The sequence below is a fragment of the Aliikangiella aequoris genome (assembly GCF_053709105.1).
Window position 1 is genome coordinate 2,692,863 of the sequence record NZ_CM132298.1, and the last position, 13,010, is coordinate 2,705,872.

The 13,010-nt window shown below is 40.3% G+C and carries 10 protein-coding genes; 4 read left to right on the forward strand and 6 right to left on the reverse strand.

The window, feature by feature from the left end; all coding sequences use genetic code 11:
- Positions 1–10: 10 nt before the first annotated feature.
- Entirely contained in the window at positions 11–541 is a 531-nt protein-coding gene (locus ACUR5C_RS11620) for a hypothetical protein (RefSeq protein WP_454465297.1), read from the forward strand.
- Here the strand turns inward: ACUR5C_RS11620 and ACUR5C_RS11625 are convergent.
- Positions 538–1,038: a hypothetical protein gene (locus tag ACUR5C_RS11625; RefSeq protein WP_454465298.1), complete on the reverse strand. Its 501-nt coding sequence runs from the start codon at positions 1,036–1,038 to the stop codon at positions 538–540. The two genes, ACUR5C_RS11620 and ACUR5C_RS11625, sit on opposite strands and share 4 nt — an antisense overlap.
- A gap of 370 nt (positions 1,039–1,408) precedes the next feature.
- On the opposite strand from ACUR5C_RS11625, the gene ACUR5C_RS11630 reads away from it, so the two are divergent.
- Positions 1,409–3,580: a choice-of-anchor X domain-containing protein gene (locus ACUR5C_RS11630; RefSeq protein ID WP_454465299.1), complete on the forward strand. Its 2,172-nt coding sequence runs from the start codon at positions 1,409–1,411 to the stop codon at positions 3,578–3,580.
- Between the two features lie 69 nt (positions 3,581–3,649).
- Here the strand turns inward: ACUR5C_RS11630 and lysS are convergent, their stop codons facing one another.
- On the reverse strand, positions 3,650–5,215 hold the full coding sequence (lysS, locus tag ACUR5C_RS11635) for a lysine--tRNA ligase (RefSeq protein WP_454465300.1): 1,566 nt from the start codon (positions 5,213–5,215) through the stop codon (positions 3,650–3,652).
- Between the two features lie 102 nt (positions 5,216–5,317).
- A protein-coding gene (gene prfB / locus ACUR5C_RS11640; protein WP_454465301.1) for a peptide chain release factor 2 occupies positions 5,318–6,416 on the reverse strand; the annotation gives its coding sequence in 2 pieces (ribosomal slippage) (positions 5,318–6,340 and positions 6,342–6,416; 1,098 coding nt in all).
- Positions 6,417–6,522: 106 nt separating this feature from the next.
- Here prfB and ACUR5C_RS11645 point away from each other — a divergent pair.
- Positions 6,523–6,960 (forward strand): hypothetical protein, encoded by a 438-nt coding sequence (locus tag ACUR5C_RS11645; RefSeq protein WP_454465302.1) that lies wholly within the window; start codon positions 6,523–6,525, stop codon positions 6,958–6,960.
- 155 nt (positions 6,961–7,115) lie between these two features.
- Here ACUR5C_RS11645 and mutT read toward each other — a convergent pair whose 3' ends face one another.
- The 3 genes from mutT to ACUR5C_RS11660 all read right to left on the reverse strand — a co-directional run bounded on the left by mutT (position 7,116) and on the right by ACUR5C_RS11660 (position 10,787).
- The gene (gene mutT, locus ACUR5C_RS11650) at positions 7,116–7,508 is read right to left on the reverse strand and encodes an 8-oxo-dGTP diphosphatase MutT (RefSeq protein ID WP_454465303.1); all 393 of its coding nucleotides are present in this window, start codon (positions 7,506–7,508) and stop codon (positions 7,116–7,118) included.
- A gap of 82 nt (positions 7,509–7,590) precedes the next feature.
- Positions 7,591–10,296, reverse strand: coding sequence for a preprotein translocase subunit SecA (gene secA / locus ACUR5C_RS11655; RefSeq protein WP_454465304.1), 2,706 nt, complete (start codon positions 10,294–10,296; stop codon positions 7,591–7,593).
- A gap of 320 nt (positions 10,297–10,616) precedes the next feature.
- The gene (locus ACUR5C_RS11660) at positions 10,617–10,787 is read right to left on the reverse strand and encodes a hypothetical protein (protein WP_454465305.1); all 171 of its coding nucleotides are present in this window, start codon (positions 10,785–10,787) and stop codon (positions 10,617–10,619) included.
- Between the two features lie 217 nt (positions 10,788–11,004).
- Between ACUR5C_RS11660 and ACUR5C_RS11665 the strand changes: the two genes are divergently transcribed.
- The gene (locus tag ACUR5C_RS11665; protein ID WP_454465307.1) at positions 11,005–12,198 is read left to right on the forward strand and encodes an aminotransferase class V-fold PLP-dependent enzyme; all 1,194 of its coding nucleotides are present in this window, start codon (positions 11,005–11,007) and stop codon (positions 12,196–12,198) included.
- Positions 12,199–13,010 lie beyond the last annotated feature (812 nt).

A 13,010-nucleotide genomic window follows, 5' to 3' on the forward strand; every position in this document is an offset into this window, starting at 1 on the left:
GTGGCTTATTATGAAAAGATTAACGGTATTCGGATTATTAGCAACATTTGCTTTTGGCGTAGCCGCACAAAGCCCAGAATCTCGAATTCAACTAAAGTCGAAATCAAGCCAAGCAAAATTAAATAAGCAACATGATAGAGAGTGGCACCAGCCTAGCTATCAAAGAAACGTTGAACTGTATCGTTGTGTTGACTCTTGGGGGCACAGTTTAAGAGGAAAGTTTAGCTCTGAGCAACAATACTTTATTCAACTAGGTGGCGGTAGTTGCCGGAAAATAAGCCCTAGACGACAAAGATACAGCGTATTTGAGCCAATTATTCGACACAACTTTGACTTAGATGACGTTCAATCTGCCGTTCGCAAAATAGAGCGTAAATACAACTTATACAACGCACGGGTAGTTGACTCTGAAAATATCGACCCAGGCTTTAAAACGTTTAAGTACACTCTAGTATTTAAAGTGAGCCGCAATCAGTACCGTGAATTTAGAGTTAAGCACGACCGCCGTAATGGCAGAGTGAAAAAGATTTACGAAGTTTAACCTCCGGTTTGGCGCGAACGATGATGGTTTGCGCTATTTTTTTCTAACCACGCTTTGGCGTCATCATCATTATTAAAAATTCGTACATTCATCTGGCTAGGTCTTGGTAAGCGCTCCCCAACTAAATTATCAACATAAGACTGCGAATTATGATCCACCCATGCACACAAAATTGGGGTTTGATTATTAAGCTCAATTAACCGGTTAATTAACTGTGGGATCTTCATTTTTTCAATTTGACCACTTAACAGCACGGTAGCATGAATTTTATTAATGCCGGTGACTCGACAGTCTTGATAAATCCTTTCCCACATTTGAATTGCAGCGTCGTAATTACGCTGCCCGCTGATATAATAGCGAAGTAACCCTTCTTCAACTTTTAAACGAACATCATAATTGTCAATTGGTTTATTTTGAGAGTCTAACTGTTGGTTTTGCCCTCGTTTAAACAACGAAACTCGATTTAGAAATTTTTTGCATAAATCAACAATCGGCATTATCAAATACTCTGTGAAACATATATTCAGTGCGCTAGCTTATAATCAACGTAAGTACTTAACCTACACAATAACACTAGAATTAGGCTTTTCATAACATCAATTTATGGCTTTATAGAAATTATACCGCGTTATTAATGTGACGCAGTTCACAATTATAGCGATTTCACCGCGCCACTCTGGACAGACCACAGACCTGTCTACCAATATCTCTAAACTGAAATGATTTTTAAGGTCGCTTCATATTAACGCTTTAGTCTAAAATCTGGCTTTTCCAAGATAATTAGAAATAAGCGATACTATTTCTTGAAAACCTTTTTCAGCCTCTCGTAAGACAATAACTAATAAGATTTATAGGATGGCTTAGAAAATGAAACTCAAATATAAGACACTATTTAATTCCCAATATATCAAATTATCAACTCAATCTAACCCTGGTCAGCGGACTTCAAAGCGCATTAAGCAAAAATGCTTAACCGCACTTATTGTCTGCTTACCATTTACTTTGACCACCGCCGCAAGCAATTACAAACACAATGCTGTCGATCCCCAAAACTTGCACGAGCAATCGATAAAGTCTCCGCAAGCTGGTAGCATCTTCAGCCACTCTAGTATGCTGCCGGTTTACGCGCCCACTAACCGATCCAATGCACTTACTAGCAAAAAAGCAGCAATTGCAATGGATATTCATTTAGACTCTCAGCAAGACTCTCCCCTGCTTTTTGTGAGCCCTTTTGCTGATCAGTGGTCTGTATCGGCGATAGATCCTAATGGTCAGCTAATTCAAGCTAACCAAAAAGATCAATCACCCTTAAATAATATTCAAATTGGCAGTCAATCATATAGCGGTAAAACCATTATGCTGCCGAATGCAACCAACGGTAGTTGGCAAGTCAAACTACATCAGCTCGCTTCGGGCAGTGAGCAAAAACCCGTTGATACCAACAAACCAATCGGCTATTTAATGTTTAAAGGCGATCCTGGCTATCAGCTGGTTTCTCACTTAGATACTCAAGTAACGACTCTTAATAACAAGATTAATATCACCGCCTATATTGCGGCGACCCAAAGCGCAAACCAAAAATATAGTGCAGATAACAACCCGCAAGCCCACCGCAAAGCATTGCTAGAGCTTCCTCCAATGGCTGGACTCATTAGCCGAGCTAGCGCCATTATTACTTCACCGTCGGGTAAAACACTGCAACTACAACTTAACGATGCCGGACTCGATGGTGATCTGGTCGCTGGCGACGGGATTTATAGCCGCCAAGTTCCCAGTGACGAAGTTGGAGTTTACTCAAGCCAGGTACAAGTTAACGGTATTCGTTCAGACGGCTTAAAGTTCACTCGTACTACGATGGACTTATATCCTGTGGTAAGTCCTAATTTCGAATTGAAAGAACGACCAGCAGAGCTCATATTAGACGGCAATGACGGTGTGGTAAAAGTTTTTAGCCAACATTTGGGTGGCTCTAATGAAACCTTTTTAGGTGCAGAACTTTGGGGTACTAACTCGCAAGGAAAAATGCAGCCAGCCACTTGGATAGGTGGAAACACCCAAGCCGACAAAAAGCAACAGTTGAGTCTTTATTTCGATTTAAGATGGCTAGCTAAGTCACAACTTACCGCCCCCTTCGAAATTCGTAACCTACGTGTGCAGACTATCGATAGTAACGTGCCAACACAATCAATTGAAAAATTAGCACTTATCGCTAGTCCAGCCGCTTTAGCAAAGATAAATAGCCCTGCAATTGCACAAGCAAGTCAACAGCTTGCGCAAATTAAAAGCTCAGAACTTCCAGCAAGCTTTTTGTCAAAACGTTTTGTCACTAACAAGTCAAGCCAAAATCAACTCAGCAAAAAAGACTTGATTGAAAAAAATGCGAGTGGCAGCAAACTTCTATTGGTGCATGGTTATTGCTCTGGGAGTGTTTGGAATACCGGCTATTTTAGTAACGCAGTTGAGTTTAAAGACTATAAGCAAAACCGCAGCCATAATGATTTTGCACAGCGTATTTTGAGCTTTGGAAGCGCTTATAATTCTTATGGCATTGTAGCGCATAGTCAAGGCGGCGCAGCCGCACTAGAGCTTTACACTAAGTACTGGAGCGGGCTAGACAATGCCACTGGTGGTCAATTAATCCAATCCGTAGGAACGCCCTACCAGGGCACTTCGTTAGCGGGCAATTTAGCCGCTCTTGGAAGTATTTTTGGCGTTGGCTGTGGTAAAAACACTAATTTAACTTATAGCGGCGCGTCTAACTGGCTAGCAACAGTTCCTAGTTGGGCACGAAGTAAAGTCGACTATCATACGACTTCATTTAAGACTCGATGGTGGGCGTATGATTATTGCCATTTAGGCTCAGACTTACTGTTATCAGATCCAGAAGACGGCACCACAGAAAAGTGGTCGGGACAGCTGTCTGGCGCTATTAACCGAGGTCACAAAAAAGGTTGGTGTCACACCAGTGGAATGCGAGATCCTGCTCAGTATTTAGACGCTAGCCGTAATTCTTATATGAACTCGCGCGCTGCGAGATAAAGTTCTTTTAATTGGTTAAATAAAAATGCCCGCGCAATACGGGCATTTTTTCATGCTTAACTCAAAAAATTAGCTTTGCGGTTTCATATGCGGAAACAAAATAACATCTTTAATTGTCGGCGAGTCTGTAAACAGCATAACTAAGCGGTCAATCCCTATGCCCTCTCCGGCGGTAGGTGGTAACCCATATTCCAAAGCGTTAATATAGTCAGCATCAAAGTGCATAGCTTCATCATCACCAGCATCTTTTTCTTCCACTTGTTTTTTAAATCGAGCGGCCTGATCTTCGGCGTCATTAAGCTCTGAGAAACCATTAGCTAATTCACGGCCACCAACAAAAAACTCAAAACGATCGGTAATAAAAGCGTTTTTATCATTACGTCGCGCCAATGGCGAAACTTCCCAAGGGTACTCGGTAATAAAAGTGGGCTGAATTAATAAATGCTCGGCGGTTTCTTCAAATATTTCACAAATATATTTACCTGGCCCCCAAATTCCTTCCACCGCTGGCGGTTTAACATGAACTTGTTTTGCATAAGCTTTTATCTGTTCGAAGTTTTCTTCTGGATTTCTAAATACTGCTTCGTCAAATTCAGGATTATATTTGAGAATCGCATCGACCATTGAAAGCCGAGCAAATTTTTCACCAAAATTATACTCAATAGTATCAGTGATATTACCTTCGCTGTCTTTAACTGTGTTGACAACAGTTGTAGTCCCTAACACATCCTGAGCAACAGTACGCAGCATATCTTCAGTTAAATCCATAAGGTCATTATAGTCAGCATAAGCTTGGTAAAACTCAAGCATGGTAAACTCTGGATTATGGCGAGTCGAAAGCCCTTCATTTCTAAAGTTTCGGTTAATTTCAAAAACACGATCAAATCCACCAACAACAAGTCGCTTTAAGTAAAGCTCTGGTGCAATTCTAAGATACATATCAATATCCATCGCGTTATGATGAGTAACAAAAGGACGCGCCACGGCACCACCAGGAATAACTTGTAACATGGGCGTTTCTACTTCCATAAAATTACGTTCAACCAAAAATCGGCGGATTCCCTCGACAACTTTACTCCGCACTAAAAAGTCATTTCGCGTTTCTTCGTTGATAATTAAATCAACATAACGTTGGCGATATTTTGTTTCTTGATCAGCAAGTCCATGAAACTTTTCTGGTAATGGTCGTAAAGATTTAGTTAACAACTGAACTTCTTGCATACCAACAAATAAGTCGCCCTTACCCGATAACTTTAGCTGCCCTTTAACGCCAATAATATCGCCAATGTCTAGACCGCCCCAATTGTCTTTCATTGATTTTTGGGTCTCTTTATCGGCATAAGCTTGAATACGCCCAGTCATATCTTGAACCACGAAAAATGGTCCACGTTTAGCCATGACTCTGCCCGCAATACTGACAATTTTTTCAGCAGCTAATACACTTTCCTTGTCCATTTCAGCAAATTCATTTTGAAGATCTTTAGCGTAGTCACTGGGTTTAAATTGGTTTGGGTGACCATTTGAATCACAATTTTGTCGAATACTCTCTAACTTAGCTCGACGTTCAGCTATCAGTTTATTGTCTTCTGCCGAAGTTTCTAAATTACTATCTAAATTGTTTTCTTGCTTGCTCATAATAGTCGCTACTTTTAGTTTATAAATAAATTTAATACCACTAATTTTTGTGCTTGTAAGGCTGCGTTGCAAAGCGCCAAACTTAGTATGTATTTTTAACGCTTACAGTCCAGCCTTTAAGCTTTCTTCAATAAATCCATCTAAATCGCCGTCGAGAACCGCTTGAGTGTTGGTAGACTCATACCCAGTACGTAAATCTTTTATTCGCGATTGATCTAACACATACGAACGAATTTGACTTCCCCACCCAATATCAGACTTAGACTCTTCCATTTGCTGCTTTTCTGAGTTTTGTTTTTGAATTTCTAACTCATAAAGTTTAGCCTTTAACAGCTTCATTGCTTGATCTTTATTTTTATGTTGAGAGCGATCATTTTGACACTGCACTACAGTATTTGTCGGTAAATGGGTAATACGTACAGCAGAGTCAGTTTTATTTACATGCTGCCCTCCGGCACCACTGGCTCTATAAGTATCAATGCGTAAGTCCGCAGGGTTTACATCAATTTCAATATCGTCTTTTACTTCCGGATAGCAAAACACGCTCGCAAATGAAGTGTGTCGCCGACTCCCCGAGTCAAAAGGTGACTTTCGTACCAGACGATGCACCCCTGTTTCAGTCCTAACCCAGCCAAAAGCATAGTCACCTTTAACTTGTATTGTGGCACTTTTTATACCTGCCACGTCACCGTCAGACTTTTCGATCAACTCAGCCTGAAAACCTCGGCTCTCACACCAACGCAAATACATTCGCAATAACATATCCGCCCAATCCTGCGCTTCGGTTCCACCAGAGCCAGACTGAATGTCGATATAGGCATTTTCAGTGTCCATTTCACCGCTAAACATTCTTCTAAACTCGAGTTTTGCTAAGTCTTTGTCTAGCTCATCTAAATCTAGAACAAGCTCTTCTACGGTATCTGCGTCGTCTTCTTCAACCGCCATTTCAAGAAGGTCACCTGCATCATCTAAACCGGCATCAAGCTTATCAATCGTTGCAACTACCACCTCTAGGCTAGACCTTTCTTTCCCTAGAGCTTGCGCTCTTTCTGGCTCATTCCAAATTTCTGGTAGTTCTAGCTCTCGCTCTACTTCTGTTAGGCGTTCTTTTTTGGTGTCATAGTCAAAGATACCCCCTAAGCGAGCTTTTGCGCGCTTGGAGCTCTTTAATACGCTCTTTAATTGAAGTGACTTCTATCATCGTAAAAACTGCAGCCGTTTGCTATGCTTAAAGTGCGCTATTCTACTAAAACTCCTGCATTTATCCCAGTTAAAGTTTGCAGGCATAATTTACAGGCATAACGATCATGTTAAATACTCAATTAAAACTCGCTTGTATCGCAATGAGCGGCATTCTACTGGGTTGCACTAGCCTGCCGAAAGCTCAAGTTGAACAGCGAATTCAAGCATGGAAAAGCCAAAACTTAACAGAAATAGTGAAGTATTGGGGCTTGCCTAGCAAGCAATATCAACTGAATGACTTAGAATACGCGGAATGGAAAAACCAACTCTCAGAAGAAGGCAACTCCGCTATTTCAATTGGCAGCGGGCGTAGCTCTCGAAGTACTAGCATTGGCTTAGGTTTCACTCTATTTAACTTAGGTGGCGGCGAAAAGCATTGTTTGCGACAAATTAGTGCTGACGCGAATGGTAAAGTATTAGAAATCATTTGGCGCGGCGATCATGCTTTTTGTCATAAAATGACCCCGGAGCTAGCAACAATTAAAAACAATGCTAATGACTAACCAGAAATATTGTCTGGTAAAATCTGTTGCCTGGTAAAATCTGTTGTCTGGTACAACCTAAAGATAACTTGTTTTAGTCGCACCATCAGAAAAAGCTTTCGCTAGTCAAGTGACTAATTTTTTAGCGGCGGTAGCGTAAGGAATATACATTTATTTTAACCTAACTCTACAAATAGCTTTTCGGCTACAGTTAGGTTCGCTTCAGGTAATTGATAACGACTTAGCTCGCTTATCTTAACCCACTTTAAAGGCTGCCCTTCAAGCCCCGTAGGCGTTCCAGTAAAATCTTTAACTACAAAAAAAGAGAGATCCACACTTTTTTCTGGGTAATCAAATACAAGCTGACTAAAAAGCTCACTTTGAGAAAATTCAAGGTCTATTTCTTCTTTTACTTCGCGTTTTAGTGCTTGTATTAAAGTTTCCCCTGGATCAACTTTTCCACCTGGAAATTCCCAGTATCCACCTTTGTGTTTATCTAGTGGACGCTTGGCGAGTAGTACATGGTTGTTTTGTATTATGACTGCTGCCACAACTTGAATGACCGGCATAAGAATATTGCTCTTTAGAAAAGTTAGTTAAAAAAAAGGCAGATTAATTAATCTGCCTTTCATTTCTAGCACTATCGCGTAGCTAGTTTAATCTACCGTGACACTGTTTATATTTTTTACCAGAGCCGCACGGACATGGCTCATTACGGCCAACTTTCTGTCCTTCGCGCTTAAATGGTGCTTGCTGTTCCGCTTGCTCAGACTGAGGTAAAGCCGAACCTTTCTCATGTTGATATTCAACCGCACTAGCCTCTGCTTCACGTTTACGTTGTGCTTCAACCGCTTGCACATCTTCTTCATCTTTTACTTGCACTTTAGACAAAATAGAAATCACATCAAACTTAATGTTATCTAACATTTCCGCAAACAATTCAAAAGCTTCACGCTTATATTCTTGCTTAGGGTTTTTCTGTGCATAGCTGCGCAGCCCAATACCTTGACGTAAATGATCCATTGCAGCTAAATGCTCTTTCCAATGGCTATCGAGGTTTTGTAACATAACAGATTTTTCAAAGTGGCGAATAATCTGCTCTCCAACTTGGGTTTCTTTTTTCGCGTATTCTTCGTCTAAAGCGGCGAGAACTTTTTCACGCAAGTTTTCTTCGTGCAAGTCATCGTTTTCATCTAGCCACTTTTGAATTGGTAGCTCGATTGCAAAATCAGCTTTTAAGCGATCTTCTAACCCACTAACATCCCACATGTTTTCGATACTTTGCGGCGGAATATGCTGTGAAAACACACTATTTACCACATCAAAGCGGAGTGACTTAATGGTTTCCGAAACATCGTCAGTAGACATAAGTTCTGCACGCTGCTCGTAAATAACTTTACGTTGGTCATTAGCTACATCGTCATATTCAAGTAAGTTTTTACGGATATCGAAGTTGCGACCTTCTACTTTGCGCTGCGCGTTTTCTATGGCTCTAGAAACCCACTTATGTTCAATCGCTTCGCCCTTTTCCCAGCCCATTTTTTTCATCATGGCTGCCATTCGCTCTGAGGCGAAAATACGCATCAGGTCGTCTTCTAATGAAAGGTAAAAACGCGAGCTTCCCGGATCGCCCTGACGTCCAGCTCGACCTCTTAACTGGTTATCAATTCGTCTAGACTCATGTCGCTCAGTGCCAATAATAGCTAATCCACCAGCATCTAGTACTTGTTGGTGTCTTTTCTCCCATTCTTTTCTAACTTCTTGTTCTTGCTCTGGCGTTGGATTCTTGAGCGCATCTAAATCCGCTTGAAGAGCCCCACCTAACACAATGTCGGTTCCTCGCCCTGCCATATTTGTCGCAATTGTTACCGTTCCAGGACGGCCTGCCTGAGTTATAATATCGGCTTCTTTGGCGTGGAACTTTGCGTTAAGTACTTGGTGCTTAATTTTTTTGGCTTTTAACTCTTTAGCAAGTATTTCAGAAGACTCAACTGAAGTGGTACCAACGAGTATGGGTTGACCATTAGCTTGGCGCTCTAAAATTTCTTCTATAATAGCGGCATATTTCTCTTGTTTAGTAAGAAAAATTAAATCGCCTAAATCTTTTCGCTGCATCGGTTTATTCGTAGGGATCACGATAACCTCTAAACCGTATATTTGGTTTAATTCAAAGGCTTCAGTATCGGCGGTTCCGGTCATTCCAGACAACTTGTCGTATAAGCGGAACAAGTTTTGGAAAGTAATAGAAGCAAGCGTTTGGTTTTCATTTTGAATGTTGACGCCTTCTTTAGCTTCTACCGCTTGATGCAAACCATCTGACCAACGACGTCCAGGCATCGTACGGCCCGTATGCTCGTCGACAATAATCACTTCGTTGTCACGAACAATGTAATCAACATCTTTCTTAAACAGAGTATGCGCTCTTAGACCCGCATTTACATGGTGTAGAAGCGATATAGAGGCCGCGCTATAAAGAGACTGAGACTCTTCTAATAGCTTCGACTCAATTAGCAATTTTTCGACTTTTTCTTGGCCTTGCTCGCTGAGGTAGACCTGTTTTGATTTTTCATCAACTAAAAAGTCACCACTGAGCTGATCTTCCGGATCTTTTAGCGGCTCTAACTTAGGAATTAGTTTATCGATTTGACGGTACATTTCTGAGCTATCTTCTACAGCGCCCGAAATAATAAGTGGCGTTCTCGCCTCATCAATTAATATAGAATCTACTTCATCGATAATGGCATAGTTAAGTTCTCGTTGAACTTTATCTTCTGTAGAAAAAGCCATATTGTCGCGTAGATAATCAAAGCCAAACTCATTATTAGTGCCAAACGTGATATCACAAGCATATGCCGCGCGCTTTGTTTCTGTATCTTGACCAGAAAGAATTACCCCTACGGTTAACCCTAAAGCTTCATATAAAGGGGCCATCCACTGTGCATCTCGCTCAGCTAGGTAGTCATTAACTGTAATAATATGCACGCCTTCGCCCGTTAAAGCATTTAGGTAAGCAGACAAAGTCGCCACCAGTGTTTTACCTTCACCAGTTCTCATTTCTGCTATTTTGCCCTGGTTGAGCACCATCCCACCGATTAATTGCACGTCAAAATGGCGCATATTAAGGGTTCTTTTACCGGCTTCTCTTACAACAGCAAATGCTTCAATCATTAAGTCTTCAATGGTTTCGCCTTGGGCGAGCCTTTCACGAAATTTAACCGTTGATTCTGCTAACTCTTGATCGGTCAGCTTTTGCACTTCTGGCTCTAATGCATTGATTTGAGAGACTTTTTTGAAAAGCTGCTTAACGACTCTTTGATTTCGACTACCAAATATTTTGGTCAGGATATTCCCAAACATGAATACAGTTTTCCTAATTTTTATTGGTTTATTTCGACTTTGAGCAAACGGATAATGCTTTTACATTTGGCACTTAAATCGAGATTTATTGATAATTTTAACCGCGGAATTGTACCTCTTTAGCGAGACTAAAACTACCGCTTTATATAATGTATCAGAAAGATGGGGACATTTTGTCAAATTACAAGATTTGAACTTGATTTATGACACGGTTCTTAAGAATTAGTGAAGCTCTGGGCTGATCACTGCAAACACAGAAGAAAAGAGTCGTTTTTTGGAAATTTACCCACTAACGCGAATTAGTGGGTAACGCTATTCAACTAGCAGCGTCTTGTTCTAAATCCTGTTGACCTTTTATTGCAAGCTCGTGCTTGAGGCTTTTCAGCAGACTTAGCTTCTTCGCTTTTGGCTACTTTAGTATCTCCAACCTCGGTTGAGGCGCAAGCACTAAGCGTTAAAATGGTAACAATTAATAGTATTTTCCTTAACATAATAAGGTCCTTAAAGCATTATTTGATTACAACTTAACTAAACACAAAACAATTCTTGGCGTATTTAATCACTAATTTTTAGCAACTGGATTCTAAATAGTTTTGCGCGTAAAAATCAAATAGATATCTGTTTCATTTTGTAACGATCTGAAATATTTACTATTAATTTATGCAAGTGTTAGTATCGAATTAATTTCTCGATCGTTAAAACTCACTTATGCCTCAAGATTATATTAATGATTTTCCAGCACTTAACCAACAAAGGTTCAGTTATCTTGACTCTGCGGCTACTACTCAGGTGCCTCAGTGCGTCCTAGACGCAGTATGTGAATATTACCAATCTGGCCATGCCAATCCATACAGAGGGCAATACTCATGGAGTGATAACGCAGAAGATCGTTACCGCGAGTGCCGCGTTGCAATAGCAAATGTATTAAGCACAACGCCGAACAAATTAGTTTTTAGCAAAAGCGCTACCGAATCGATTAACATGGTGAGCTATCATTTTTCGAACAAAATTCACCATGGTCAATCTATTTGTATTAGTGTGTTTGAGCATCATGCTAATTTTCTCCCGTGGCAACGATTAGCCCAACAAACTGGCACTAAAATAAAAATTTTAAAGCTGGATTCGAATGGAGAGATAGACCTGCAAGCCGCACAAGAAGTGTTAAATGACAACTGCGCTTTATTGGCTATCACTCAGTGCAGCAATGTAACCGGATATGAACCGCCGGTAAGAAAACTAATCAACCTAGCCAAAAAAAGTGGCGTCAAAACCTTAGTTGATGGTGCGCAATACCTAGCTCATAACAGTGTCAATATTCAAGATTTAGATCCTGACTTTTATGTTTTCTCGGCACATAAACGATACTCAATAAGCGGTTTAGGCGTTCTCTACATAAAGTCTCCAGAAGATTTTGAGCCTATGCTTCTAGGCGGCGGAATCGTTAATCAAGTAACCCCTTTTAACTATACGCTGTCATCATCAATAAGACGATTTGAAGCTGGTAGTCCTAACATGGCCTCGATTGTCGCATTTAACGCTGCACTAAATTATCTAGAAAAAGTTGACTGGAAAGCAGTAAACACTCATCACGCAATGCTAATAGAAACCTTTAAATCACAATTTATTAAACTAGGTTTAGACCAAAGCATGCGTTTAGTTTCTCATCCTAACAGTCAAGCCATTATTTCAATTTATAGCCAAGAGTTTCACTCCCATGATATAGCCGGTGTACTAGCAAACGAACAGGTTGCAGTGAGAGCAGGCCATCACTGTGCACAACCTTTGCTCAGTGCTTTAGGGCTAAAACATTGCGTTCGTATTTCTTTAGGTATTTACAGCACTAGACAAGATATTGACAGGCTGCTAGCTGGACTACTTAAAATTAAAAATATTTTAGGATAAAATTTATTTTTTAATAAGCGTCTTGATGAAAACGGGCGTTGTTCTCAAGCACATCAAGTAAACTATTTCTTAACAAACTATGCTGTCTTTGCAAAATCGCTAAGTCGCTTTGGGTTCTGCATATCAATTGCCTAAACATTAGAGAGACTCGCTAACTTAACGGTCTGTCGTTAAAACGCAACAATGCGTCTAAGAGCTTTAGAACTTTGATTTTTAAATCGAAGCCATAGGGCCGCAAAAATTTCATTATTGCATTTTTCAGAATCAAAATTTTCAATTGGTTCTGAATAGGTATGTACGCATAATTTAACAATTAGGTTGCTGTTTATCCTGAATTTTTTAAAATTTCTGGTTATGTGCTTCATTCGGATAGAAGCTGAATCTCTCCATGCGAGAAAACCACATTCCCAGTAAACAGTTTAAACTCCATTCCTTTCGCTAGCTTTCCGACATGGGGTTCATGCGTCAGAAAAAACTCACACTCTAAAGTTTGGCCTTGTTTGATTTCACCTTCCCGGTCAAAGTCGACTGCACAACGGTAATTCTCATTTCCATAGTTTATATTGAAACCCATGCCAGTCGAATATTTTACGATCCAGTCTGGACTATCTATTTTTAATCATTTCAGTTTTACAAGTAGGTGCTTATTTCTTAGTTCACCTTAAAGATAATAGAATGGAGTAAATCTTACTAAAACTCAGCCAAGGCAATAATACACATGCCTATCTTCAGGCGATACTTAATTATGTGTGGTTTTTAAATTTTGAATCAATAGTGACAAGCGTTTTGCTTGTCACCATTTTAACTTTTAT

What these genes read in the sequence shown, in the direction of transcription:
- ACUR5C_RS11645 (WP_454465302.1), top strand. Translation starts at nt 6,523, where the DNA reads ATGTTAAATACTCAATTAAAACTCGCTTGTATCGCAATGAGCGGCATT.
- mutT (WP_454465303.1), bottom strand. Translation starts at nt 7,508, where the DNA reads ATGCCGGTCATTCAAGTTGTGGCAGCAGTCATAATACAAAACAACCAT.
- ACUR5C_RS11625 (WP_454465298.1), bottom strand. Translation starts at nt 1,038, where the DNA reads ATGCCGATTGTTGATTTATGCAAAAAATTTCTAAATCGAGTTTCGTTG.
- secA (WP_454465304.1), bottom strand. Translation starts at nt 10,296, where the DNA reads ATGTTTGGGAATATCCTGACCAAAATATTTGGTAGTCGAAATCAAAGA.
- lysS (WP_454465300.1), bottom strand. Translation starts at nt 5,215, where the DNA reads ATGAGCAAGCAAGAAAACAATTTAGATAGTAATTTAGAAACTTCGGCA.
- ACUR5C_RS11665 (WP_454465307.1), top strand. Translation starts at nt 11,005, where the DNA reads ATGCCTCAAGATTATATTAATGATTTTCCAGCACTTAACCAACAAAGG.
- ACUR5C_RS11620 (WP_454465297.1), top strand. Translation starts at nt 11, where the DNA reads ATGAAAAGATTAACGGTATTCGGATTATTAGCAACATTTGCTTTTGGC.
- ACUR5C_RS11630 (WP_454465299.1), top strand. Translation starts at nt 1,409, where the DNA reads ATGAAACTCAAATATAAGACACTATTTAATTCCCAATATATCAAATTA.
- ACUR5C_RS11660 (WP_454465305.1), bottom strand. Translation starts at nt 10,787, where the DNA reads ATGTTAAGGAAAATACTATTAATTGTTACCATTTTAACGCTTAGTGCT.